This is a genomic window from Dactylosporangium sp. NPDC000555, from assembly GCF_040300025.1.
Lineage (GTDB): Bacteria > Actinomycetota > Actinomycetes > Mycobacteriales > Micromonosporaceae > Dactylosporangium.
Genome location: NZ_JBEPDB010000001.1, coordinates 1 through 24,222, shown reverse-complemented (window position 1 = coordinate 24,222; position 24,222 = coordinate 1). Strand labels below are relative to the sequence as shown.

At 66.4% G+C, this 24,222-nt stretch carries 28 protein-coding genes; 19 read left to right on the top strand and 9 right to left on the bottom strand.

Translation table 11 applies throughout. The features are described 5' to 3' along the window. Positions 1 to 34: 34 nt before the first annotated feature. From ABT297_RS00140 to ABT297_RS00130, 3 genes are read left to right on the top strand one after another with little or no spacing between them, the layout of a single operon-like run. Positions 35 to 613, top strand: coding sequence for a glycosyltransferase family protein (locus ABT297_RS00140; RefSeq protein WP_350543583.1), 579 nt, complete (start codon positions 35 to 37; stop codon positions 611 to 613). Next, positions 592 to 846, top strand: coding sequence for a hypothetical protein (locus ABT297_RS00135; protein WP_350543581.1), 255 nt, complete (start codon positions 592 to 594; stop codon positions 844 to 846). Before ABT297_RS00140 ends, ABT297_RS00135 begins: the two co-directional genes overlap by 22 nt. Then, positions 833 to 1,885: a glycosyltransferase family 2 protein gene (locus ABT297_RS00130; protein ID WP_350543548.1), complete on the top strand. Its 1,053-nt coding sequence runs from the start codon at positions 833 to 835 to the stop codon at positions 1,883 to 1,885. The genes ABT297_RS00135 and ABT297_RS00130 overlap by 14 nt, the downstream gene beginning before the upstream one ends. Positions 1,886 to 1,926: 41 nt before the next feature. On the opposite strand, the gene ABT297_RS00125 is transcribed toward ABT297_RS00130, so the two are convergent. The 3 genes from ABT297_RS00125 to ABT297_RS00115 all read right to left on the bottom strand — a co-directional run bounded on the left by ABT297_RS00125 (position 1,927) and on the right by ABT297_RS00115 (position 4,003). Beyond that, positions 1,927 to 2,133, bottom strand: coding sequence for a hypothetical protein (locus ABT297_RS00125; protein WP_350542852.1), 207 nt, complete (start codon positions 2,131 to 2,133; stop codon positions 1,927 to 1,929). A gap of 69 nt (positions 2,134 to 2,202) precedes the next feature. Continuing rightward, the gene (locus tag ABT297_RS00120; RefSeq protein ID WP_350542850.1) at positions 2,203 to 2,880 is read right to left on the bottom strand and encodes a FadR/GntR family transcriptional regulator; all 678 of its coding nucleotides are present in this window, start codon (positions 2,878 to 2,880) and stop codon (positions 2,203 to 2,205) included. Positions 2,881 to 2,917: 37 nt separating this feature from the next. Beyond that, positions 2,918 to 4,003, bottom strand: coding sequence for a C45 family autoproteolytic acyltransferase/hydrolase (locus ABT297_RS00115; RefSeq protein WP_350542848.1), 1,086 nt, complete (start codon positions 4,001 to 4,003; stop codon positions 2,918 to 2,920). A 161-nt stretch (positions 4,004 to 4,164) separates the two neighbouring features. Between ABT297_RS00115 and ABT297_RS00110 the strand changes: the two genes are divergently transcribed. Together ABT297_RS00110 and ABT297_RS00105 are read left to right on the top strand one after the other, a co-directional pair. Then, complete coding sequence (locus ABT297_RS00110; RefSeq protein ID WP_502885461.1) at positions 4,165 to 5,127, top strand: acetylxylan esterase; 963 nt, start codon at positions 4,165 to 4,167, stop codon at positions 5,125 to 5,127. Beyond that, a complete protein-coding gene (locus tag ABT297_RS00105; RefSeq protein WP_350542844.1) occupies positions 5,124 to 6,068 on the top strand; it encodes an amidohydrolase family protein in 945 nt (314 codons plus the stop codon). The genes ABT297_RS00110 and ABT297_RS00105 overlap by 4 nt, the downstream gene beginning before the upstream one ends. A 68-nt stretch (positions 6,069 to 6,136) precedes the next feature. On the opposite strand, the gene ABT297_RS00100 is transcribed toward ABT297_RS00105, so the two are convergent. Further along, a complete protein-coding gene (locus ABT297_RS00100; protein ID WP_350542842.1) occupies positions 6,137 to 7,792 on the bottom strand; it encodes an IS1634 family transposase in 1,656 nt (551 codons plus the stop codon). A gap of 339 nt (positions 7,793 to 8,131) precedes the next feature. On the opposite strand from ABT297_RS00100, the gene ABT297_RS00095 reads away from it, so the two are divergent. Genes ABT297_RS00095 through ABT297_RS00085 form a run of 3 tightly spaced genes read left to right on the top strand, consistent with a single transcriptional unit; the run spans position 8,132 to position 11,203 of the window. After that, a complete protein-coding gene (locus tag ABT297_RS00095; RefSeq protein ID WP_350542840.1) occupies positions 8,132 to 9,436 on the top strand; it encodes an extracellular solute-binding protein in 1,305 nt (434 codons plus the stop codon). A 28-nt stretch (positions 9,437 to 9,464) separates the two neighbouring features. Then, positions 9,465 to 10,382 carry a carbohydrate ABC transporter permease gene (locus ABT297_RS00090; protein ID WP_350542839.1) on the top strand — a complete coding sequence of 306 codons (918 nt, stop codon included), beginning with the start codon at positions 9,465 to 9,467 and terminating at the stop codon, positions 10,380 to 10,382. Then, positions 10,379 to 11,203, top strand: coding sequence for a carbohydrate ABC transporter permease (locus ABT297_RS00085; protein ID WP_350542838.1), 825 nt, complete (start codon positions 10,379 to 10,381; stop codon positions 11,201 to 11,203). The genes ABT297_RS00090 and ABT297_RS00085 overlap by 4 nt, the downstream gene beginning before the upstream one ends. 23 nt (positions 11,204 to 11,226) lie before the next feature. On the opposite strand, the gene ABT297_RS00080 is transcribed toward ABT297_RS00085, so the two are convergent. Beyond that, complete coding sequence (locus tag ABT297_RS00080; protein WP_350542837.1) at positions 11,227 to 11,982, bottom strand: GntR family transcriptional regulator; 756 nt, start codon at positions 11,980 to 11,982, stop codon at positions 11,227 to 11,229. A gap of 219 nt (positions 11,983 to 12,201) precedes the next feature. Between ABT297_RS00080 and ABT297_RS00075 the strand changes: the two genes are divergently transcribed. The 6 genes from ABT297_RS00075 (at position 12,202) to ABT297_RS00050 (ending at position 17,133) form a co-directional block, all read left to right on the top strand. Beyond that, positions 12,202 to 13,050: a cupin domain-containing protein gene (locus ABT297_RS00075; RefSeq protein ID WP_350542835.1), complete on the top strand. Its 849-nt coding sequence runs from the start codon at positions 12,202 to 12,204 to the stop codon at positions 13,048 to 13,050. Next, a complete protein-coding gene (locus ABT297_RS00070; protein WP_350542833.1) occupies positions 13,043 to 14,008 on the top strand; it encodes an ROK family protein in 966 nt (321 codons plus the stop codon). The genes ABT297_RS00075 and ABT297_RS00070 overlap by 8 nt, the downstream gene beginning before the upstream one ends. A 213-nt stretch (positions 14,009 to 14,221) precedes the next feature. Continuing rightward, a complete protein-coding gene (locus tag ABT297_RS00065) occupies positions 14,222 to 14,644 on the top strand; it encodes a DJ-1/PfpI family protein (protein ID WP_350542831.1) in 423 nt (140 codons plus the stop codon). Between the two features lie 34 nt (positions 14,645 to 14,678). Beyond that, positions 14,679 to 15,719 (top strand): phosphotriesterase family protein, encoded by a 1,041-nt coding sequence (locus tag ABT297_RS00060; RefSeq protein WP_350542829.1) that lies wholly within the window; start codon positions 14,679 to 14,681, stop codon positions 15,717 to 15,719. 11 nt (positions 15,720 to 15,730) lie between these two features. Further along, the gene (locus tag ABT297_RS00055) at positions 15,731 to 16,396 is read left to right on the top strand and encodes a type 1 glutamine amidotransferase domain-containing protein (RefSeq protein WP_350542827.1); all 666 of its coding nucleotides are present in this window, start codon (positions 15,731 to 15,733) and stop codon (positions 16,394 to 16,396) included. Then, positions 16,393 to 17,133, top strand: coding sequence for an SDR family NAD(P)-dependent oxidoreductase (locus ABT297_RS00050; protein WP_350542825.1), 741 nt, complete (start codon positions 16,393 to 16,395; stop codon positions 17,131 to 17,133). Before ABT297_RS00055 ends, ABT297_RS00050 begins: the two co-directional genes overlap by 4 nt. An 86-nt stretch (positions 17,134 to 17,219) precedes the next feature. Here ABT297_RS00050 and ABT297_RS00045 read toward each other — a convergent pair whose 3' ends face one another. Next, positions 17,220 to 17,636 carry an ASCH domain-containing protein gene (locus ABT297_RS00045; RefSeq protein ID WP_350542823.1) on the bottom strand — a complete coding sequence of 139 codons (417 nt, stop codon included), beginning with the start codon at positions 17,634 to 17,636 and terminating at the stop codon, positions 17,220 to 17,222. A gap of 120 nt (positions 17,637 to 17,756) precedes the next feature. On the opposite strand from ABT297_RS00045, the gene ABT297_RS00040 reads away from it, so the two are divergent. After that, entirely contained in the window at positions 17,757 to 18,347 is a 591-nt protein-coding gene (locus ABT297_RS00040) for a hypothetical protein (protein WP_350542821.1), read from the top strand. Between the two features lie 27 nt (positions 18,348 to 18,374). On the opposite strand, the gene ABT297_RS00035 is transcribed toward ABT297_RS00040, so the two are convergent. Beyond that, a complete protein-coding gene (locus tag ABT297_RS00035; protein WP_350542819.1) occupies positions 18,375 to 19,592 on the bottom strand; it encodes a CynX/NimT family MFS transporter in 1,218 nt (405 codons plus the stop codon). A 128-nt stretch (positions 19,593 to 19,720) separates the two neighbouring features. Between ABT297_RS00035 and ABT297_RS00030 the strand changes: the two genes are divergently transcribed. Then, on the top strand, positions 19,721 to 20,068 hold the full coding sequence (locus ABT297_RS00030) for an ArsR/SmtB family transcription factor (RefSeq protein WP_350542817.1): 348 nt from the start codon (positions 19,721 to 19,723) through the stop codon (positions 20,066 to 20,068). On the opposite strand, the gene ABT297_RS00025 is transcribed toward ABT297_RS00030, so the two are convergent. Further along, a complete protein-coding gene (locus ABT297_RS00025; protein ID WP_350542815.1) occupies positions 20,057 to 20,902 on the bottom strand; it encodes a TrmH family RNA methyltransferase in 846 nt (281 codons plus the stop codon). The genes ABT297_RS00030 and ABT297_RS00025 overlap by 12 nt on opposite strands. Positions 20,903 to 21,158: 256 nt before the next feature. Between ABT297_RS00025 and ABT297_RS00020 the strand changes: the two genes are divergently transcribed. Together ABT297_RS00020 and ABT297_RS00015 are read left to right on the top strand one after the other, a co-directional pair. After that, positions 21,159 to 21,875, top strand: coding sequence for a TetR family transcriptional regulator (locus tag ABT297_RS00020; RefSeq protein WP_350542813.1), 717 nt, complete (start codon positions 21,159 to 21,161; stop codon positions 21,873 to 21,875). Next, a complete protein-coding gene (locus ABT297_RS00015) occupies positions 21,872 to 22,735 on the top strand; it encodes a glycoside hydrolase family 113 protein (protein ID WP_350542811.1) in 864 nt (287 codons plus the stop codon). Before ABT297_RS00020 ends, ABT297_RS00015 begins: the two co-directional genes overlap by 4 nt. Before the next feature lie 92 nt (positions 22,736 to 22,827). Here ABT297_RS00015 and ABT297_RS00010 read toward each other — a convergent pair whose 3' ends face one another. Next, on the bottom strand, positions 22,828 to 23,373 hold the full coding sequence (locus ABT297_RS00010) for a GNAT family N-acetyltransferase (RefSeq protein WP_350542809.1): 546 nt from the start codon (positions 23,371 to 23,373) through the stop codon (positions 22,828 to 22,830). A 355-nt stretch (positions 23,374 to 23,728) separates the two neighbouring features. Between ABT297_RS00010 and ABT297_RS00005 the strand changes: the two genes are divergently transcribed. Continuing rightward, on the top strand, positions 23,729 to 24,222 hold a 494-nt coding region (locus ABT297_RS00005; protein WP_350542807.1), incomplete at its 3' end, for a winged helix-turn-helix domain-containing protein.

Genomic DNA, 24,222 nt, shown 5'->3' with positions numbered 1-24,222 from the left:
GTACCGCTGCGGCTCTGGCCGAGCTGGGCCGGGGGTGCTGCTGGCCCGCTCGCTCACCGCGGTCATGGTCGCGGGCCTGCTGACCGGCGCGATGTGGGCCGCCGCGCGCTGGTCCCGGCACCGTGTGATGGTGGGCGGGATGATCGTTGGGGTCACTCCTATGACCTTCCACCTCGCCGGAGCGATCAATCCGAACGCGGTGGAGATTGCGGCGGGCGTCGCCCTGTTCGCCGGATTGATCCCGCTGTTCGATCGCGAACAGCCGGTGAGCCCGGGCCTGGTCCGTCTCGCCGGGGTCGCCGGGATCGTCCTGGCGATGTTGCGAGGTGTCGGCACCGCGTGGCTGTTCGCCGCGCTCGTCCTGGTTGCCCTGCCGTTGCGCCGGTCGCGACTGGCCGCGCTGTGGCAATCGTGGGTGGTGCGCCGCTGGTTGGCCGTCGTTGTCGTGGCAGCGATCGGGGGCGCGGCGTGGACGCTGGCGATGCGTGTCACCGACGTGGCGCTCTCCCTCCCCTGCCAGGCCCAGCCGTGCTGCTGCTGCCGACCCAGTTGGTCGCGGTCTACTTCATGCAGATGCGATGGCAGTACGGCATGCGCAGCGTGCTGGACATGAAGCTCAACCCATTGCGCGGGCAGTGGCATCCTCCCCTGGGCCCGGTCGTGCCGCTCTTGTGCGTGGTTACCGGCGTCGCCCTGCTGACGTGGTTCATCTGGTGGGCGACCCGCAACCGTCCGAGCGCGCACGCGGTGGAGGACGGATCAATCGCTGCAGTCGTATCGAACGAGCCTGGGACTACTGTGTTCTCGGCCGCTTCCTATCCCAGTGGAGATCATGATCTTCGTTGAGGCGTGCGGGCCGCGGTCAACTAGAAAATCGGGGGAAATGTTGTTATCGGTCATCGTGCCGTGCTTCAACGAAACGGCAACCTTGGAGCGACTACACACCCGGGTAAGCGCTGAGGCCGCCGCGACCGGCGAGGAATACGAGGTCATCTACATCGACGACGGCAGCAGTGATGACACCCTGAGTGTCATGCGCAGGCTCGCCGAGTCCGACGACCGAGTCCGGTATGCCTCGTTCAGCCGCAACTTCGGCAAAGAGTCGGCATTGCTCGCCGGATTGAAGCACGCAAGCGGTGACGCGATCATCATTATGGATGCCGATCTGCAGCATCCACCGGAGCTGATACCGCGCATGGTCGAGATGCATCGACAGGGCTTCGACCAGGTCATCGCCCGACGCAATCGGCAGGGCGACCCGTTTGCCCGCACCCTGCTCAGCAGCGCGTTCTATCGGTTGGTCAACCGATGGATCGAGGTTCGGCTCGTCGACGGCGCCGGCGACTTCCGCCTGATCTCGCGGCGGGTGGTCGACTCCATTCTGTCCATGCCGGAGTACAACCGATTCTCGAAGGCGATGTTCGTCTGGGTCGGGTTTGAAGTCGCGTTTATCAACTACGAGAACGTGGCTCGCCAGGGCGGCACCACGAAATGGACATTCGGCAAGCTGTTCAACTACGCGATGGACGGCTTGCTGTCGTTCAACAACAAGCCACTACGACTGGCCATCTATCTCGGTCTCGGGATGTCCTCAATCGCTCTGGCGTACATGTTGTGGATCATCGGGACAAGTCTCCTATTCGGCATCGACTCACCGGGATACGTCACCCTGCTCGCCGCCGTCGTGGGCCTCGGTGGCTTGAATATGATAGTGCTCGGCGTCATCGGCGAATATGTCGGACGAATCTACTACGAGGCCAAAAACCGGCCGCATTTCTTGCTGAAGGAAGCTCACCTGCCCGAGACCTCCGCGAAAGGCGGTCGGGACAAGCCCCCAGTGCCGCAACAGCGGACCGGTGTCCCGCGTCAGAAATTGGCTGGATAGAGCCTTCACGTTGGCGATGTCGTCGAAGCTCACGTCGCGGCTCAACCGGGGCCCTGCGCTACCGGCTTGTCGGCCGCCTCGGCACATTTCGGCGCTTGCCGGCCGACTGCCCCGAAGGTCGCGATGATCCTGTGGTCGTTGCCGGTACAGCCGCCGGCGACCGACGCGAACATCGAGCGCGTCGCGGCGATCGTCGGCGGACTGCTATCGATGCGATTGGAATCGTGGTGGCGTGCGGCGGCCATCACGACCCCACCCAGCGGGCCGTTCGACAAGCTGGGGCTGCGAATCGCCGGCCGTAGGGCTTTAGCGGCGGGCTATTTCCGGCGTCCAGGCGGAGTCACGGTGTCTTCCGCGGCAGTCAGGTGCAGCTTCATCGCATCAGCCGCCGCACGAGCGTCGCGCTTCGAGATCGCCGCAAGGATCGCGTCGTGCTCGTCGGCCGCCCGGGCCGCCCGGCCCGGGACGATTGCTGCGGCTATGGCTTGCTCCTGCAGAACCGTGCGGAGTTCTGAGACCAGTCGAGGGAACAGCGGGTTGGCGGTGGCCGTGGCGATGGCTACGTGGAAGTCGGCATCGATGCCGACTCGTATGGAGGGATCCTCCTCCGCACGGAACCTGACGAGCAGCGCGGTCATCGCCTTGAGGTCTGCCCGGGAACGGCGCTCCGCCGCGAGGGCCGCCAATGGCACCTCCAACGTCGTGCGTACCTCATGCAGGTCGCGGGGAAGATACTTACCGGTCAGCAGTTGGGACGGCGCGAACTGTGCGTCGACGAAGGTCCCCTTGCCGGCATACGAACGGGTGAGACCGAGCGCGTTGACACTGTGGAGCGCTTCACGGATCACCGAACGGCTGACCGCAAATGACTTGGCCAGCTCGGCCTCGGAGGGCAGCCGCTGGCCCACCGCGAACTCGCCCGACTCGATCAGTTCAACGAGTTGCGATCGCACATGTTCCGCGGCTGTTCGCTGCGCGACGGGGACCACCTTCACGGCTGCCAGGTTAACAGGCTGCCGGGCAGCTGAGCGCTCAGAGGGAGGCATCGATCCGCACTGGCCCCGACCAGGTCGACTCGCACGGGCTGCCGGGGGTGTACACCAGCGAGCGAGCCGACAGATCCATCACGATCCCAGCGACTGTGCAGGTGCGCTCGGCAGGGGGTTGGGTCGCGTCCGGGTGTTGGCAGAGGCTGTCCGGCGCGTCTTCGTGGTCGGCGAGCGCCTCCTGCAAGCTCTCGATCGTGTGCGTGCGGTGTTGCTGAATGCGCGCTGTCAGGTGGTGCAGCCGGTTGCGCGTGTGCGCCTTTCGCTCGAGGTAGCGGTCCACCTCGGTGAGACCGTCGACCAGGAAGTGGTTGGCGTGCGTGACCGCACCGTCGACGGGCATGATCGTGCCACACGCGCCATCGCCCGGCCCGGTCTCCACGTCCACACAGAACCCGCCCACGTCGGCGATGAGGTAGTTTGCGGAGTTGGCCCGTGATGTCGACTTGATCCGCTGTGCGGCCTCCGCACCGCTGTCACTGTCGAGAACCGATCGCAGCAGCACGTGGTATGGAACTCCGAACCGACCCTCGTCCCCGTCCGAGATGAGGGTATTGGTGCACAGGCCGACGCCGCTGGAGTTGATCCCGACCTTCGCCAGCATCCCGGCCTCGACCACCGTGATGAAGTCTGGGCCGTCGTCACGACGCACTTGGAGCACGATCGCGGTTTCCCGGGCCCCTTCGATCCAGTCCCAGTTCTGACCCATCAGCGTGGTACCGGAAGCCGTGCGTTCGGGTGTCAGCGCGAACGACGTGCACTCGGTGGCCGCCACGGCCCGGGCACGTCCCGGAGCTGCGAACATGATCTCACTGCGGGTGTTCAGGGCCAGGATGTCGGCCACCTCGACACCGGCCCCACGGGCGATCGCCCGGATCTCGCGCGCGGAAGCGGGCGAGAAGTCCTCGATGGGATCGGCGAACCGGAGTGCGTGTCGTCGCACGGTTGCCCAGTTCCATGACGCGTAGTGCATGAACACGTCGGCGTAGGTCCGCAACGCACGCTCTATCTGAGTCTTCGCGGCGAGCCCGTACTGGTATCCGCGCTCTTCCGGGTTGCCCGTGACGGTCACGACGTCGTACCCGGAGGCGACTGTCCGCGCCATACCCACACCTCCACTGTAGCCCATAACTCCGCCTGCCTAGCAGGCTATCAGGTTGTATGACAGGTTGTCCTTGTCGGCAAGACCACCATTGCTACACTCCTGCCTGGCTGTCAGACAGGAGTTGCTTGATGCGGGTGGACCTTCCCCTCGATCGGCTCGTGCGGTACGAGTACCCGTACGCCGAGCCGGATGACTTCGACTCCTTCTGGAGTCGGACGCTGCACGAACAGCGCGCCCATCCCCTCGATCCGCGTTTTGACCCGGTGGACGCGCTGGTGCGGACCGTCGACGTGTACGACGTCACCTTCGCCGGGTACGCCGGGGACGACGTGAAGGGGTGGCTGCTCCTCCCGCACGAACGGACCGGTCCCCTGCCGCTCGTGGTGGAGTACCTGGGATACGGCAGCGGACGTGGGCACCCGGTCGAGTCCCTCGCCTACGCCAGTGCCGGGTTCGCTCACGCCATCATGGACTCCCGCGGACAGGGCAGCGCTCTGCGCGCCGGCCACACGGCTGACCCGCATGGAGCGGGACCCTCCGCGCCAGGGTTCATGACCCGAGACATCCTCGACCCAGAGCGCTACTACTACCGCCGCCTGTTCGTCGATGCGTACCGATTCGTCGATGCCGTGGCAACCCACGAAGCCGTGGCGCACGACCGGGTCGCGGTGACGGGACGCAGCCAGGGCGGCGCCATGGCGCTCGTGGCGGCCGGCTTGCGCGACGATGTGCGACTGGCGGTGCCTCATGTGCCGTTCCTGTCCGCCTTCCGGCGCGCACTGGAGGTGACGGACCACAGTCCCCACGGGGAGATCGTCAAATGGTTGGCCGCCCACCGCGGTTCCGCGGAGCGTGCCTTCGAGACTCTCGCCTATTTCGACGCCGTGTCCTTCGCCCGGCGAGCCACCTGCCCCGGCCGGTTCTGCGTCGCCCTTCACGACGTCGTGAGCCCACCCTCCACCGTTTTTGCTGCTTACAATGCCTTTGCCGGGCCAAAAGAGATGACCGTGTGGCAGTTCAACGGCCACGAGGCGGGCGGGCCCGAAGACATCTTGCGAACCATTCGAGCCGTCCGAGAGCTGGTGCAATGACCATCGTCGACTTTCACCACCACGCACCGCTGGCGTCCTACGTCAGCCGGTTGACCGAGCTGGGAATCCAAGCGCAGCCCGGCGCCCCGTTTCCGACGTGGGAACCCGCGGACTCGGTCCGGGTGATGGACCGGTTAGGCATCGACCTGGCCGTCCTGTCCGTCGCTTCGCCTGGGTTCTACTTCGGCGATCAGGCTTTCACCACATCCCTGTGCCAGGACACCAATGACGAGCTGACCGAAGTGGTCCGCGACGGCGCTGGGCGGTTCGCGGCGGTCGCATGCCTCCCCCTGCCTTCGGTCGACGCCGCGCTCGCCGAGGTCGAGCGCGTGTTCGACCGGCCGGAGTTCGTCGGCGTCGGCCTGCTCACCAGCTATGCCGGGTCATACGTCGGCCACCCCCGGTTTGACGGCCTTCTGGAGGCTCTGAACGACCGCGGTGCCCTTGTCCATGTGCACCCGGTGCTGCCCGCGTGGTGGCCCGAGGGCGAGATCCCCATTCGCCCCTCGGTGCTGGAGTACCTCTTCGACTCGACGCGGCTCATTACGAATCTTCTCCTCACTGACGTGCCGCGTAGATTTCCGCGAGTCCGGTGGATCTTCTCGCACTGCGGCGGCGCGATGCCTGCCGTCGCTCCACGCATGGTTCTGGCCGAAGGCATGCCGGAGCTCGCGGCCGTCAGCCCGCAGGGTGTCCTGCGCGCTCTGGCGGCTTTCAGCTATGACACGGCCCTGTCCCACACCGCTGCCGACCTCGGCGCACTGCTGTCCTTCATCGACGACACCCGGGTGGTCCTCGGCACGGACTTCCCGTTCTCATCGGCCGACGAGGTAGCTGAGCGTTTCGCCCTCTTGCGCGAATTCCTCGGCGACACGCACCGTTCCGCAGTGCTCAGTGGGAACGCCCGTGAACTCCTCGGTGACCGCAAGAACGTCGACTGAGCAACGCGGGTAACACAGGGGGCGGGAGGCGGCGTGTGTCTACGCCGTCCCGGCCTTCCTGATCCTGATCAGGCGGGGTCGAAGGCGGTGACCCGGGCTGGCGGTTCGATGGAAAGCGCCTGGTAGATGGCCTTCTGCTCGGGGGTGAGCGGGGTGGTCTGAGTAACCGTGCCGGCCGGGCCGGCGAGGGTTACCTGGGCTATTCGCCCGAGTTGCTGGTTGATGTTTCGCCAGGTTTGGTCGCTGAAGCGCTCGGCGACGCGGGTCAGCAGCAGGGCCAGCCAGCAGATCAGCACGTGCGCGCGAATGCGGTGTTCCAGACGGTGGAAGACCGGGCGGAGCAGCAGCTGTGTCTTGAGGTCACGAAAGCCGCGTTCGGCTTCCAGGAGGTTCTTGTACCCCAGGGCGACGTCTTCGGCGCTGATGTCCGGGTCGGATGTGGCGATGAGGTATTTGCCGTCCAGTCTGGCCTCGGCCCTGACCTTCGCCATGTTGACCTTCAGGCGTCCGTTGGGCTGCTGGACCAGCCAGCGGCCGAGGGTCGGGTGGTCACGTAGCGCGCACTCGGCACGCACGTGGGCGGCTTCGTTGCGGGCCCGGGTCCTGTCGCCGCGGGGACGGCCAGCGTCGCGGGCGCGCTGCTCGGCGATACGGGTCAGTTCGGCCTGGATGCGGGCGATCGCCTCGTCGCGGTGCTGCTGGTCGCGCTGCGCCTGGTCGAGGTTGTGGCAGATGACGAACCGGGCATCCTGACCGTCGAGGCGGACCTCCTTGACGCGCAGATTGTCGCGGACGTGCTGGTAGCGGCCCTGGCGGGACAGCACGGCCGCGACGAGGGGGTTGCCGTCGCGCATGCGCATTCCGCCGATGCAGTGTCCGCCGGTGCGGGGCAGGTCGGCCAGGTTGTCCGCGCTGGAGAAGCCGCGGTCGACCACGGTGATGACCCGGCCCAGCTTCCAGTCCCGCAGGTCGTCGCGGACCTCGGCCAGCACGGACCGGTCACCGGCGTTGCCCTGCCAGCACCAGCAGCGCACCGGGATGCCTTCTCTGGTCACGGCCAGGCCGATGACGATCTGCGGCAGGTCGCCCCCGTCTTCGTCGCGTTCGAAGTCGGTGGTGTCGAAGAACAGCACGTCGACCTCGAGGTTGAGCACGTTGGCCACGGCTGAGAACACCGACTCCTGCACCTGGCCCGTGGTGTCGGCGTCGACGAGGAGGTCCATCGCCCGGTAGGCGTGCTCTTCGTCCATCGTGGACAGTCCTGGGATGACGGTGTCCTCACGCACCCATTCGGCGGCGGACAGCTTGCTCATCGGCGCGATCGCCCGATTGGCGACCAGCGCGAACAGCACCCGTTCCATGTTGGTGGTGAACCGCCGCGCGTCGGTGGCCGCTCGTATTGCCGTGCCCACGTTGAGTCGGTGCCACAACCCATCGAGCAACCAGGTGGCCCCGATGGTTCGGGCGTCGATGGCCTCCAGCGGCGCGGCGTCGGCGACCGCATCCGCCTCCGCGGCGTCGGCCGGCCCGTCGCTGCCGCCGAAGTGCTTGTTGATCGACGCGGCCAGCCGCCGCAGTCCGGCCATGTCGACCTGGTCCACCCGGCCCAGGTTCATCAACACGTCCGGCTTGATCCGCCCGTCCACCCGCCGGTTGTGCGCCAGGGCTACGTAGCGCACCACCGTGCCGTCGGCGTTGGTCCGCGACGTGAACCGCAGGAACATGACTACGACTCAACCACCCTTGACCTGCCGGCACAAGGACAAGGCACTACGTCGTGTTACTACACTTTCGGCCCCTCAGAGCCGCTCCGCGACCCGCCGACGACCCCCTGACCAGCAGCAATCCCAACCCGATCGCTCCCGTGTGCCTACGAACCGCGAACTCGGAAGCAAGGAAAATCGTAACGAACAAGCGAAGGCTCTTGCGATCCACCTCACCACGGTGCACCCTGGTGGCAACCTATAGGGCTGTCAGACAGCCGGGCAGGTTGACAAGTTGTCCGGAGGCACCGCGTACCCCGCGCTTAGCAGGTGTTCGGTCCCCAGCAAAGGAGAGCAGGGATGCGTGCAAGGAACTTTCGGCGCGGCCGCGCCGCCGTCGCCATTGGGCTGATAGGAGCCCTCGCCCTCGCGGCCTGCGGTAAGGCGGACGACTCGAGCGGAACCACCGACTCGGGCGAGATCAAGGGAACGATCGACTTCTGGATGGGCGACCCCATTGGGGACACCCAGCAGCCAATCATGCAGAAGCTGGCGGACGACTACGCCGCAGCACGCCCAGGAACCAAGGTGAACCTCCGGTTCCTCGGAAAGGACGCGCACCAGACGTACCTGACCTCGATCGCCGGCGGCAGCGTTCCCTGTGTCGCACTCATCGGCAACACCTGGACCCCCGAATTCGCGGCACTGAACGCCCTCAACGTGTACGCGGACGACCCCAAGACCCTCCAGGGCACCTACGTGCCCGGCATGATCGACTCGACCATCTTCAAGGGCAAGTCCTACGCGGTGCCCTACGACACCGGTGTCCGCGCCCTGATCTACCGCAAGGACCTGCTCGAGTCGATCGGCAAGTCCACGGCACCCGCCACCTGGGAGGAGCTGCGTGCGGACGCGCTGGCCATTCAGGAGAAGCACAAAGGTGTCAACGGGTTCGGAATCATCGGTGGCGCCCACTGGTACTACCTGCCGCTGATCTGGAACTGGGGCGGGGCGATCGCCAAGCAGAACGGTGACAAGTGGGTTTCCGAGGCCGGGTCACCGCAGGCCGTCCAGGCGTTCCAGTTCTACGCCGATCTGCTGACCAAGGATCACCTGTCTCCCAAGGGCGCCTCCGCCTGGACCGCAGCCGACGTCGACAAGTCGTTCGCCTTGGGCGAGACGGCGATGATGGTCGGCGGGTCGTGGGATCTGCGGACCATCCTCAAGCAGAATCCTGCCCTGGAGAGCAAACTGGCCACGGCCATCCTCCCCAAGGGCCCGGGTGGGAACAACGACACGTTCGCAGGCGGCAGCAACCTCGCCGTGTTCCGCGAGTGCAAGAACAAGCCGGTTGCGAACGACTTCGTGAAGTTCATGATGAACAAGGAAAACCTCGTTCCGGTCACCGCGAACCTGGGTCTGCTCCCGGCGACGAACGACGCGCTGGCACAGGAGAAGTCCACCGGATCCTTCTCCACCCCGCTGCTCAAGGCGTACGCCGAGCAGGCTGACCACACCCGCTCCATTCCCCCGGTGGCCAGTTGGGGGAAGGTGGAGGGAGCCAACGCCATCGTGAACGCCATGCAGTCGATCATGAGCGGTGCGAAGAGTGCGGATGCCGCCATGAAGGAACTTTCGGACCAGATGAACCAGGCCATTGGTTGAGATCGTGAAAACCGCTATCCGTCGCGCAGTGTCCTCGGCCACCCCGGGGGCACTGCGCGGGCAGCAGAGCTTTGAGAAGAGATTCCTGCCGTGGGCCTTTCTGACGCCGCTGCTCGCCGTGGTCGTCGGTGTTGTCGGGTATCCGGTGGTGCGTACGATCTGGCTGTCGTTCCACGAAGGTGAGTACCTGCAGAACGGACCGTTCGTCGGGCTGCAGAACTACCGCGACATCTTTGCCAACCCGTACTACACCGCCGCCCTCCTGCGCACGACAGTGTTCGCGGTCGCGGTGGTCGTCACCACAATCCTGTTGAGCCTGGCAATCGCCCTGGTCCTCGATGCCGCACCCCGCGCGGCCAAGGTGCTGAGCGTCATCGTTCTGCTCCCATGGGCCATGCCGCGGGTCGCGTCGGGCATCGTTTGGAAGTGGATGTTCGACGACCAGTACGGCGTGGTCAACTGGCTCCTGGTCAACTGGTTCGGACTCAACTCCTTCAACGGCTACTCCTGGTTCCGCACGGGTACACCAGCCATGGTGGCCATCACGGTCGCTGTCGTCTGGCACTCGGTTCCATTCGTGGCGGTTTCTTTGTTCGCCGGGCTACGAGGCACCCACGGCGAAGTGGTGGAGGCGGCACGGGTCGACGGCGCCAGCGGCTGGCAGATCCTGCGACACATCCGGCTGCCCATGATCCGTCCCCTGCTCATCGTGATGACCACGATCTCGACCATCTGGGCGTATCAGTCCTTCGACCATTTCCTTGTGATGACCACGCCACCCGGCGGCCCGAACCACTCGACTGAGGTGCTTTCGCTGCTGACCTGGCTCGAGGCCTTCGCACAGCTCAACCAGGGCTCCGCCGCGGCCATGGCCGTGGTCCTGTTCCTCATGCTGGCCGCGGTGAGCGTGCTGTACGTCCGGCTGAACCGGGAGGACGTTCGATGACGTCACTGTTGCGCCGTGGTGCGCTGTGCCTGCTGGTCGCCGTGATCCTGCTGAGCAGCCTTTTCCCGTTCTTCTGGATGCTGGTCACGTCGATCAAGCCCGACAGCGAGCTGTTCACCCGCACCCCTCGTTTCATCGTCACGTCACCGACTGTGGAGCGTTACACACACCTGCTCGACGGCAACATCCCCACCCAGTTCCGGAACTCCCTCATCGTTGCCTTGGCGACCACGGTTTTGACCGGCGCCATTGCCCTGTTGGCGGGCTATGCCTTGGCCCGCTACCGGCTGCGGACCCGGCATATCCTCATGGTCGTCATCCTCGTCACGCAGTTGCTCCCGCAGACCATCCTCGTCATCCCGTTGTTCACGCTGTTCCGCAACGCCGGCCTGCTCAACACATATCAAGGACTGACGTTGAGTCACCTGGCCCTGACCGTGGGCCTGTGCACTTTCATGCTGCGATCGTTTGTCGTCGACATCCCGTTCGAACTCGAAGAGGCCGCCCTGGTCGACGGGGCGAGCCGGCTGCGAGCCGTATGGTCGATCGTGTTTCCGCTGGCCTGGCCGGGGTTGGCCGCGAGTTCCGTCTACGCATTCATCACATCGTGGAACGAACTCATGTTCTCGGCGACGTACATGCAGCGACCCGAGATCGAAACGCTCCCGGTCGCTCTGCAGCAGTACTTCTCCAGCTACTACACGGACTGGGGAGGAGTGATGGCAGCGAGCGCGATCTTCACCATCCCCGTGGTGATCTTCTTCCTCTTCGTGCAAAAGAGGCTGATGCAGGGAATGGCATCGGGTGCGATGAAGGGCTGACGGTCGACGGCGCCGCCTTGGCTTTAGAACCGGAACAGTGACGCTTGGAACCGGTAGGCGTCCCCGCGATACAGCTGGCGGCCCACGTCGAAGCACTGGTCGTGCTGGTCGAAGGTCTTCTGATAACCGACCAGCACCGGATCGCCGGGCCCGAGTCCGAGGAGCTTGGCCTCCCTCGCCTTGACCGCCTCCGCCGCGAGCTCGTAGTCGCAGCGGCTGGCGGCAATGTCGTACCGATCGCGCAGCACGTCGTAGAGCGACTGGCCGGTGAAGTCGATGTCCTCGATGCCGGGGACCCGCGAGGCATCGAGGCACGAGTCGTCGACGCTGAGCGGCGACCCGTCCAGGAGCCTGACCCGGCGCAGGTCGACCACGGGCTGGGACGTGTCGATTCCCAGGACCTCCGCTTCGGCCAGTGTTGGCTGGCGAACCGTGGCCCGCATGACCCGGGACGACGCTTCCATGCCACGCTCACGCGCGACCTCGCTGAGCCCGCGCAGCCGGTTGGGCTCGTGCACGAGCCGGTTTTCGGCAACGAACCAGCCGCGCTGTGGTGATGGCATGATCCGTCCGGCATCGGCCAGAGCGCTGAGCACCTGTCGCAGCGTCGCACGACTGACCCCGAGTTCGGCGGCCAAGGTGCGCTCACCGGGCAACCGCGTGCCGGCCGGGAACTGCCCCACGGTCAGCGCTTCCTGGAGGACGCGATAGGCCTCGACCGCGTTGTTGCGGCCCTCTACCCGGGCCGGGGAGACCTTGAGGTCGAGTGCCTTCACCACGGGATGCCCCTCCTTGGTTCGTTCCTGTGCACTGCGGCGCCCCGCCGGCAGGGATGCATCCTAACGCCAGGCCGCCCGCTCCCGGGAAGTCGCTTGTCGCGCAGGCCGCAGTGATTGACACGGCCGACCCAATCCATCAGACTGGTCCAGTATTTGAACCAGTTAGCTTCACGTGCTTGGCTGGATTCGACGCGAGAGCGTCCGACCCGAGAAGGCGACATGACAGACGAGACCACCCGCGAGCCGGTAGTCCTCCGATACCAAGACCTCGAGCGGCGCACCTGGGGTGACGAGACCACCGGACGGCTGTGCGACTGGTTCTACGCCGACGACGCAACGATGAACCTCAACATCGTCGGCATGCAGCCGAACGGTTCCGCGATCTCCTCGCCGGCCAACCCCACCGTGTTCGGAGCGGACGAGCTCTTCTACGTGCTCGAGGGGCGCATGGTCCAGAGCAACCCGGTCACCGGCGAGGTCTTCGTCGTCAACCCCGGTGAGGCCATCTTCTTCCGCAAGGACACATGGCACTACCAGTGGAACCACAGCAACGAGCAGCTGCGGATGCTCGAGTTTTTCCAGCCTGCCCCCAAGTCCGGAACTGGCGGAGCCTACGCTCGGGCCCAACCTCCGCTTGAGGGTCCGCCGAAGCAGGGCCAGGACGAGCTGCTCGGAAACTGGCCGATGGCCCGCGACACCCCTCGCGAGCGGACCACCTGGATGATCCGGGAGGCCGACATCCTCTGGCGCATGGAGGGCAGCGTTCGGGGCCGCGAGATCCTCGTGGGAATCCTGGCCAGCACGGAACACCTCACCGCTGGGAAGATGTCGTTCCTGGGCGGCCAGCGCAGTGGCGAATACAGCCACGGCGCGGACAAGGTGGTCTTCGTGGAGTCAGGCAACCTGCACGTCGAGTTCACCGGCACGAAGAAGTGGGTCGAGCTGAACCCCTGGGACGGTGTGCGAATCCCGGCCGGCACGCAGCACTCGTTCTACAACATGAGCCAGGAGCCCGCCTCGGGCATCTTCTCGGTGGCCGGCGAATATCGGCCAGGCTGCGTTGTCTGACCTCGCGGTCGACGGCGGTCACGACCCCCTCGTGGCCGCCGTCGACTGGGGTGGGACCTGGATCAGAGTGGCCGCCGTGTCGGGCGGCAGGATCGTGCGCAAGGATCGGCGCGCCAAGCCGCAGAGCCTGGCAGAGCAGTACGCCACCGTCGCGGACATGGTCCTACGCACCACCGCACACCTCGCCCAGCCTCCTACGGCGGTGGGTGTAGGACTCGCGGGTGTGATCCAGGAAGGCATCGTCGGCACCGCCCACAACCTCGGTTTCACCGACGGGACCGACATCGCGGCCGCACTGCGTCCCCACCTGCCACTGCCCACCTACCTGCTCAATGACGTCCAGGCCACGGCGCTGGGCGTGGCAGCGCGCTGGCCGCACGGTACGACCGCCGTCCTGACCATGGGTACCGGCGTCGGCGGAGCGGTAATCAAGGACGGTTCGCTGGACCCCGGACTCGGAGGAGCCGGTGACTTCGGCCACGTGGTGATCGATGTCGACGGCCCGATCTGTCCGTGCGGCAGCACCGGCTGCCTGGAGCGGCTGGTCTCTGGACGGACCTTGGCCGAAGCCGCGAACGCACTCGCGGAGGCAGGGTTGAGTCCACTGCTCGCCGCGCGCGCTCGGACTGGACGCGTCCTGCACGCCGGAGACCTTCAAGACGCCGCCCAGGACGGCGACAGCCGGGCGGCCGAGATACTCAGCCGGTCCGCGGTCGCATTGTGCGCCGGCATGCGCACGATCGTCGCGACGCTGGATCCGCACCGCATCGTCCTGGCCGGCACGCCGCTGTCCCCGAACACATGGCTCGGCCGAGCGGTGCTGACGCAGTGGGACCTCACCCGGCCGCGCTGGGCCCGGACGGAGCTGCACCATGTAATCGAGGACGAGGACGCCGCACTTCTTGGGGCCGCGTCGTTCGCACTCGACAAGTTCACCGCGGCGCCGGGCGGCTCCTGACCCACCGAATCCCGGGACCGACAGCGAGATCCCGCCCTCGATGGGGTCCGTCGGCGACCGCGGCAACGCGCTCATAGGGTCCCCCGCGGCGATCGATTCCTGCGGCGTCAGCGGCTCATGGCGGACCTTCCCAACCAATCAATCGTGTGACACACTGCAACTGGTTCATGTATTAGACCAGTTCCCTGAGAGGCCAGGTCACTCCTCATGACTTTGTCCAATCGTTCGATCGTCGTCCTCGCCTTCGACGGCTACCAGGAGCTTGAGTTCTGGTACCCGGTCCTGCGCGCCAGGGAGGAGGGGGCGGAGGTCAAGGTCGTCGGTCCAGGGGAGGGCCCGTGTGAGAGCCACTTGGGATACCCGATTCTCGGGGACACTGCAGCGGACGAGGTCGTGTCCGAGTCGGTGGATGCACTGGTAGTGCCGGGGACCGTTGTTGGTCGCCCGGCGGTCAGCGACGAGCAGGTGTCTCTTCTCAAACGGTTGCACGCCGAGGGGGTGCCCGTTTTCGCGAGCGGCACTGGTGCCCACCTGGTTCGAGAGCTCGTCCTCGACGTCGATCCCGACCGTGTCGCGGTGGACGCTGACTCCCTTCCTTCCCTGGTCACCCGGCTGCGCGCCGAGCTGGCCGGCTGAGCCACCGTTCGTCGACGCCAAAGGAGAGTTCGTCATGGACATCTTCCGAACCGTGCTGGGTGACGTTCCGGCCGAGCAGACCGGTCGCATCCTCACCCACGAGCACCTGCTGTACGGGTATCCGGGGGCCGAGCTGGACCACCGGACCGTATTCGACCAGCCCGCCGCCGTGGAACGGGTCAGCGACCAGATCACCAATGGCATGCTCCCCCACGGGTACAAAACCCTCGTCGACATGACCCCGGCGGAGGTCGGCCGTCACCCGCAGTTCATGGTGGACGTCGCCAAGCGCACCGGCATCAACGTCGTGGCGATCACCGGGTTCTTCCCGGAACGCATGGGCGTGCCCTACTACTGGCGCCGGCAGACCATCGAGGAGCTCACCGAGTTCTTCGTGCGGGACCTCACCGAGGGCATGGTGTTCGCGTGGCAGCAGACGCCGTACAAGGCCGGCGCCATCAAGATCGCCACCGGTCAGGAAAGCGTCTTCCCTAAGCCGAGCCCGTTGGGCGCGTACGGTCGCTACGTCCACGAAGTGGAGGACCGCCTGATCCGGGCCGCCGGCAAGGCGGCCATGGAAACCGGCTGCGCCATCAACACGCACATCGACCCGATGGACTTCCAGGTCACCAACCCCGGACGCGAGCAGCTCGAAATCCTCGACGAGGTCGGCATGGACCTGTCAAAGGTGATCATCGGCCACGCCTTCGTGCCACCTCACCTGGGCATGATCCGCGAGGTGCTCAAGATGGGCGCGAACGTCCAGCTCGACCACATCGGCATTCCCTGGCGCATCAGTAGCGCGGAAGAGCTGGACGAGGCGATGGCCAATGCCCTCGTGGAGCTCATCGAGGAAGGCTACGTGGATCGTATCGTCCTGACGTTCGATCGGTGGTTCTTCAACCCCCGCGCGACGGTCACCGAAACCGACCCGCAGCTGGAGAATGAGAAGGTCGACCTCAACTACATGTTCACCAGCTGGGTTCCGCGCTTGAAATCCAAGGGTGTCACCGACGAACAGCTCGACAAGATCATGATTCACAACCCCCGACGCATCTTCTCGATTGCGGTCTGACGGAGGACTGGATGGAACTGCAGAAGGCTCGAGTCGCTGTCCTTGCCGAGAACCTGTACCAGGAGCTGGAGCTGTGGTACCCGGTCCTGCGGCTGCGTGAGGCCGGTGTGAAGGTCACGATCGTAGGCTCCCGCGCGGGGGAGGTGTACGGCAGCAAGCTGGGCTACCCGGCGGTGGCCGAAGTCGGCATCGCGGATGTGTCGGCAGACGACTTCGACGCGGTGATCGTGCCGGGAGGCTTTTCACCCGAGTACCTGCGCAGGGAACCGCGCTTTGTCGAGCTCGTTCGCACTCTCAATGACCGTGGCGCCCCGGTCGCGGCAATCTGCCACGCGGGGTGGCTGCTGGCGAGCGCGGACATCGTGAAGGGACGTGCCGTCACGTCGGTCCCTGTCATCAAGGACGATGTGATTCATGCCGGTGGCGACTGGCGCAACGAAGCCGTCGTTGTCGATGGCAATCTCATCACATCGCAACTGCCGAACGACCTGCCCCAGTTTCTGGCACGGATCCTCAACGCCCTGGCCGACAGCAGCAGCGAGGGCGGTGACGTTCCGGCCGTCGTCCGTGATGCCACGCCGAGCTCGGCGGTGTATCGCGCGGCTGCCATCGTGAAGAACCGTGCGGCCGGGCCGGGATCGGCCAACTACCGGGCGTACGCGGTGACGGGCGCGTGACCTGCGCGCTGGTCGCGGGCGGCGCCACCGGGATCGGCCGTGCGACAGTGCAGGCTCTGCGCGCCGCCGGGACCGACGTTTACCTGGCCGACCTCAATGACTCGGCCGCGAATGAGGTGGCGGCGCAGGAGGCTCCGGGGCGGATCGTCGTGGGGCATCACGACCTGGCCGACCGGGACGCGCCGAAGGCCGCCGTGGCCGCAGCCCTGCAGGCATTCGGGCGGCTCGACCACGTCGTCGTGACGGCCGGTCTGCACGTCGTTGCTCCCTTGGAGTCCTTCCAGGTCGAGGCGTGGGAGGCGACAATGGCGGTGAACGTGCGAGCCCCATACCTGCTTGCGCAGGCGGCCATGGGGGCGCTGGCGGACACCCGCGGGAGCATCGTGTTCACAGGCTCGACCGCGGCTCACCGCGGCAGCCCCGGCACGTTCGCGTATGCCGCGTCCAAGGGTGCGCTCATCAGCCTGACCCGATCGTTGGCGGTCGAGCTCGCGGGCAGCGGAGTGCGCGTCAACAGTGTGTGTCCGGGGTGGATCGACACCCCATTCAACGATCCGTACTGGAAGGCCCAGGCCGACGCGGATGCCGCCGTGGACGGCATTGTCGCGCGGGTGCCGCTGGGCCGGCAGGGCGATCCGGAGGAGGTGGCCGCCCTCATCGTGCACCTGCTCAGTCCGGCCGCCGCATACATCACGGGACAGTCCGTGGTCATCGACGGCGGCCTGCTCTCCGCCTGAGGTCCGGTGAGCAAGCTCCCGGCCGCGTTTGCGAGCGGCCGGGCTGCTCACCTTCTTGGGCGGGTCAGAGCACTTTTTTTGGCGGGTCAGAGCACCGCAACGAGACGGAACCGCTTCAGCACGACCGGCGTGTCGTCGTTCACGACGAACTCCGGGTCGCCCAGCCAGCCTCGGTAGTCCGTTCCGTGCCAGAAGTCCTCGTGCCCGGCTCTCCAGGCCGCGACCGAGTCATCGCCTTCACCTTCGTCGCGGGCGTGGTCGAAATCGACGTCGCCAAGTCGGCACACCCGCACCTCAGTCACTTCGATAACCGCGACCCCGCGGCCGGCGGAATCGACCACAGTCGCCCGGGCGCCCACGACAGGCAGGGGCTCGCCGTCAATTTCGTAGTCCTGGAGCAACCCGGTGGTGGTGGTCTTGATGCCATCGAGTACGGCAGTGACCAGCTTGTCGCGTAGCGGGCCGGGAAAGGCGAACTCGAACGTCGGCAGATCGGCGGTCACCGGACGAGGCTAGCGATCGACGCAGTCCTCGGCGAGCCGGTTACGGACCCACCGCTGGGGCTCGTCAGTACGGCGGAGAACGGACGCGGGTGCCCGAGGTGAGGCGGATACGGTGTGTCGGTGCGCGATGCTGTGCGTGGAGCTCCGGTTGACGTTTCCATTGATCTCGGCATGATCGACGACGGCCCGGCGGAGTCGACTGCTGTGCCGTGGCGTCGCTTGCGACGATTGATGTCAGTACGGGTTCCTGTACCTGCCGTCGTGGCATTGGTTCTGGTCGGTGTCGTGGCGGGCGCGTTGGCCACGTATCAATGGATGGCCGTGCAACAGCGAAGTCGCGAGGCTTCGGAGGTTTCGTTGGTCCTTGCCGCTGCTGGGATCGAATCAGTAGGTGGCGAACCAGGGCGCATAACGATCGAGGGGGCCGTTACAGCCGTGAACGGCGGTCCGATGCCGGTGGAGGTGTCGGGCGCGGCCGATGCGGCGGCTGTCATGGTCAAGGGACAGCGGCGGATAGCGCCTGCTGCGACGGGCTGGTTTGCGGTGACGGCGACAGTCCCCTGCTCCGATGGTGCCGGAGTGAGGCCGTTGCCGGTAGACCTGTCCGTGGTCACCGCGGACGGCGCGCGCCGAGCGGTCACGGTACAGCTTCCGCTGATGGGTAGCCAGTGGTATGAGCTCGTTGTCCGGGTCTGTTCAATGCCTCGCTGAACTTGGCCGCGATCGCCGGGCCGAGGCTCAGGTGGCGCGGCGCTGGGCTGCTACGTCCAAGGCTTTGTCTGCGACAGTGCCCCGACCGGCCATGATGGCGACGATGACCTGGCCGGCTGCGGCGACACACATCACCAGAAGAGGCGCCCGCCAACTGGAGCTGACGGTGTGCAGCAGTCCGAACAGCACCGGCCCGGCCGCCGCCACCAGGTAGCCGATCGACTGGGCCATGGCCGACAGCGCACCCGCACCGGGGGCGTCCTGGGCGCGCAGGCCGAGGAACGCCAGGGCCAGCACCAGACAGGCCCCGCCGCCCAGACCGAGGACGACCGCCCATAACAGTGCCCATCCCGGCGCGGCGAGGAGTCCGAAATAGCCGGCGAGGAGGACCGCCGAGCTTACGGCGGCGAGGGCACGCTGGTCCGCCGTGCGCCGCATGGCGGCCGGGACGGCGAGGCTGGTCAGCACGGCCACCGCCTGGAAGAGGAACAGCAGCCACCCCGCGGTGGCCGAGGCGATGCCGCCGGTGTCCTGCAGAATCTGCGGCAGCCACGTGATGACGACGTAGAAGCCCAATGACTGCAGTCCCATGAAGGCGGTGACCGCCCAGGCGAGCCCCGACATCCAGGGCAGTCGGATGCTGCGCGTCACGTCCGAGACCGGCCGGGTGGCCCGCATCTGTGGCAGCCACAGCACGATGCCCACGACGGCGAGCAGCAGCCAGCAGCCGATTGCGGCGTGCCACCCGCCGGGGGCGGCCCGGCTGAGGGGAACGGCGATGCCCGAGGCGACGGCGGCTACCCCGCCCATCACCGTCGCGTAGGCGGCGGTGAGCAATCCGACACGGGCGGGAAAGTCGCGCTTGATCAGGCTCGGCAGCAGCACATTGCCGACCGCGACGCCCGCCCCGATCAGCATGGTGCCCGCGAACAGACCGAGCGCCGTCGGCACCCACCGCAACGCGATCCCGGCCGCCAGCACCACCAGGGCGCCGGCGAGCACCCGTTCAGGGGTCCGTCGTGCCGTCAGTCGCGGCACCATCGGAGACAGCGCCGCGAACGCCAGCAACGGAAGTGTGGTGACCAGTCCCGCCGCCGCCGGCGACAGGTCCAAGTCGGCCTGCATCTGATCCAGCACCGGCCCCACCCCGGTCAGCGGCGCTCGAAGGTTCGCCGCCACCACCAGCAACGCCCACACCAGCAGCGCTCGACCCGAATGCGCCGACGCAACACGTTGACGGTTCATGACCGCCCCCTTCCGAGCCGGACGCGCACCGGCGCTGACAGTTGGACCGGCGTCAAACTATCATAAGTTTGATTGTCGCCCAACTATCCAACTAGCAGTACACTGCGGTGAGGAAGGGAGGCGCTCGGATGAAGCAGCCATTGCAGCCGGCGACGGCTGACCTGCGCCTGGTCGACGTACTCGCCGCCCTGGCCGATCCCACACGGGTAGCGCTCGTGGCCAGGCTGGCCGACCTGGGCAGCCAGAACTGCACCGCGATCAACAACGACGTCGAGGTCCACAAGACCACGATGTCCCACCACTACCGCGTGCTCCGCGAAGCAGGTCTGACCGAAACGACCGTCCGAGGACGAGAACGCTGGATCGACCTACGCCGCGCCGACCTCGACGAGCGCTTCCCCGGCCTCATCGACGCGGTACTGACATCCCTCGAAGCACCGCCCCCGACCGGGCAGTCGCAGTCGTCAGGGTCGTGAACGAGGACGCCGGTCCCGGACGATGCGCTGACGGGCAGCCTCGTAAAGCACGGCCGTCGCGGCGTTGGCGGCGTTGAGCGAGCTGGCGGTGCCGGCCATGGGGATGCTGACCATGTGGTCAGCCAGCTCGCGCCAGGCGGAACTCAACCCCTTGGTCTCGTTGCCGACCAGCAGAAGCGTGGGACCGGTCAAGTCGAAGTCGAAAACGTCGACATCGCCGCGCTCATCAGTGCCGACGACCCGCACCGGCGTTCCGGCCGCCCGGTGTTCCTCGAGCCAGACCATCACCTCTCGCGCTGAGGGGACCCGGACGGTCGGCACCGCGAACAGGGATCCGGTGCTCGCCCGCACCGACTTGCTGTCGTAGACGTCGGCGGCATGACCGGTCACGATGACACCGTCGGCCCCAAATGCGTCCGCAGAGCGGATGATGGCGCCGATATTGCCCGGACTCGTCGGCCGGTCGAATAGGACACCGAGGAAGTCCCCGGATACCTTGATCCGGCCGAGGTCGTCATCCGGAATCTCCATCACCGCGATGACCTCGGGCGCGTCCTCGTTCTTCTCACCCAGCTCGGCAAGAAGCTCAGGGGCCATGGCCACCTGCTCGACGTGAGTCGTCCGGATCAGTTCCAGGGCCCAGCCCGAGAGTTGGTGTCTTCCGTCGAAGATCAGGGTTTGGATCGGCCAGCCCTGCTCGATGGCGATATTGATCGGCCGTACGCCCTGCACGAGAAACTCACGTGAACGCTGGCGCTTGTTACGGTTCGTCAGTAGCGCCTGCCACTGCTGGAAACGGGCGTTCTTTGCGGTGATCCGCTGCGTCGGCGCCACCCGTTCCTCCAGGTCACGATCACTGACTATCGTCCGGGTAGCTACGGCCGCTGTCCCCGCGCATCCTATCGACAGGGACCGGCGGGCGGATCTCCGGTTCGCGGTGGGCACGTTCGATCGCGGCCAGTCGAGGTACTCGTAGGGCTGCCAGACACTCAGCCCAGCCCGCTCCGGGTGGCCCACCGTCGACCAGCAGGCCTGGTGACATCTCCTCGAATGGCAGACCAAGTTCATTTTTAAACCGAGTATGGTTATCGTGAACCGTGTGGCAGGGCTTCGCGAGCGCAAGAAGGAACAGACCAGGCAACGGATCGCCGCAGTGGCGTCGCGGATGTTCGCCGAGCGCGGTTTCGACGCGGTGACCGTCAACGAGATCGCCGAGGCCGCCGAGGTGGCCAAGGCGACGCTCTTCGACTACTTCCCGACCAAGGAATCACTCGCCCTTCAGGGCGTGGGAGGCGACGACCTGGCCGGGATCGTCGCCCGGCGGCCGGCTGGCCAGACCTTTCTGGAAGCGCTACGAGCGCACTATCGCGCGTTCGCCGCCGGACAGATGCCGGAGGCGGACCTTGACAAGCTGCTCACTCGCGTACGCGTGATCCAGGACAGCCCGGCACTGCAGAACGCGGCAAGCAGTCTGCTGTATCAGCAGCGCCAGGCATTGGCACAGATCCTGACCGATGAGTACGGCCCCACGGCAGCCGCGCTCATGGCGGCCCAGATCGCCGCGTCCCTACTCACGCTCCAGGAGACGCACTTCAAGCGCCTCCTGGACGGCGCCTCCGCCCAGGAGGCCGGCCGCGTTCTGGCCCAAGACGTCGAGTTGTCCTTCGACCTGCTGGAACACGGACTCAATCATGCGGAAAGGGCACTGACGTGCGCGCACGAGGCATCAACTACGACACCGGAACCTTCCCCGACCATCTGCTCACCCGAAAGATCTTCGACCCCGAGCAAGTCCGGCACGAGATGACCACGATCGCCGGTGACCTGCACTGCGACGCCGTGCGCGTCTCCGGCCGCGACGCCGAGCGGCTGAGCATCGCAGCCCAGCACGCAGCCGATGCCGGCCTCGAAGTGTGGTTCTCCCCATTCCCGGCCGACCTTCCCCCGGGGGAAATCCTGCGGTTCTTCGCCGACTGCGCGCAGCGCGCCGAGGCCCTGCGACAGGACGGCGCTCAGGTACTGCTCGTCACTGGCTGCGAGCTCAGTGCCTTCGCCCACGGCTTCATTCCCGGCGACACCTACCTCGACCGCCTCCACGCCATGGCCACCGCCGACATCCAGTGGTGGACCTCCCTCGGTCCGGTCCCCGAACGCCTCAACGCCTTCCTCGCCCGAGCCGCGACGACGGTCCGCGCCCACTTCGGCGGGAGGATCACTTACGCCTCCGGACCCTGGGAACCCGTCGAATGGGACCCGTTCGACCTGGTTGGCATCGACGCCTACCGAAGCGCACAGAACGCCGATACCTTCCGAACCCACCTGCGCGAGGCCCTCTCCCACGGCAAGCCTGTCGCTATCACCGAGTACGGCACGTGCGCCTACCTTGGCGCGGGCGACCTCGGCGGCATGGCCTGGCAACCACCTCAAGGAGCGATCCCGGACGAGGACGAGCAGGTCCGCTACCTCAACGAACTACTCGACATCTTCGAGGAAGAAGGCGTGGATACCGCGCTGTGGTTCTCCTTCGCCAACTACGACAAGCCCCGCGACCGTGACATCGCCTCCTACGGCGTCGTGCGCATGCTCGACGAGACCCGCTGGGAACCGAAGAAGGTCTTCCATGCCATGAGCACCAGACATCAATGGCCAAACGGCCGCCCCGACTGACGTGACTCTTCACTGGGTCCATGGAATACGTCGGCAAGGTGCCCGCCCCGCCGATGCCGTTGGCACACCTGCGGGGCGTGGCCTACCTACCGTCATAGCGGGGCGAGCACCATGAGCACTTCGTCTCTGGTGTCGCCGAGTGCCAAGCGCAGCTTGTTCGGCCAACGGCCGATCTCGCGCCACCCGAGCCGACGGTAGAAGTCCTCCAGGGCCATACCACCGCGCGCGGCCAGGTGGAGTTGCTCCAGTCCAAGTTCGTCACGGGCGATGCGGTGCAGCTCTCGCATCAAGGCCACACCGATCCCCCGGCCGCGGTATTCAGGATGGGTCTGGAGATGGTGAACGCTTCCCCAATGGCAGACCAAGGGGCTCGGGTCCCGCCGAAGCAACACCCACCCGGCGAGCGTGCCGTCGCAGGAAGCAGCCAATAGCCGACTGTACTGGGGCTGGAGTTCACCGAGGATACGGTCGACGGCCGTCGCGACCTCCGCGGCCGTCACAGGCGGGAAAGGGAAACCAGCGGCCCCGCCGGCGTTGGTCACTGCTACCCAGCAGTCGATCAAGTTCTGCCTGAGCGGCGGCGTGACATCCTCTGGCCGCTGGATGCCGGTCAGGCCGAGTCCCTGGCGCTCCGTCACACCGACACTGTTCCAGATCCCGTCGCGGCCCCTCTCCCGTCCAGGGGCTGCACCCAAGGCGGTCGGCCTCGCCATGTTCCGGTGTCGCAGAAGCACGCTGGATCCCTGGCCGACGCGGTAGCGGCCCACCTCACCCTCGTATACCCCGTTCCGATGGCCGGCCGTCCGGATCCACCTCAGCCAGGTCAGGATCTGGGAGGACGAATACCTGTTCCTGCTCGTCGACGACGGACCCGGATCGAGCCGGACGGACGACGAGTACGCGAGTTTGACGCCGCCCTCAATGGGCAGTAACGACCCGGTCGGCGACCGGGTGGAGCGCGCCGACCTGCTTGGCCATTGACGGCAGCGGACCATGCTCGGCGCCCTGCTCATGACTCCGAACATTGCCGTCAACCCGGACGAATTGATCGAACACGCCTGGGAGAAAGAGCCGCCGACGCGCGTGCGTAACGCGCTTTCGTCGTACATCACGAGACTGCGTCAACGACTCGCCGCAGGAAGGCCGGTCAACATACATCGATTTCGATCAATAACGAATGCAGCGCGGGCTGAAGAAGAAACCGCACAGGTGCTGCGCCGGCTCACTGCAATTGCCTGGCGGCTTGCAGTGGCGGCGATGGCGTGGCTGGTCGCCGGCATCGGACACAACTGGTATGGCAACCGGCACCATTTCGCCGACCTGCGGATCTACCACCTGGCGGTGCAGTGGTGGCGCGACGGCCGTCCCCTTCATGAGTTCAGCGTGCCGGATCCGACCCAGGGGTCACTCGGGTTCACCTATCCGCCGTTCGCTGCGCTGCTGCTCCGGCCGCTGGCCGGGCTGGCCTGGCCGGTGCCGGTGCAGGT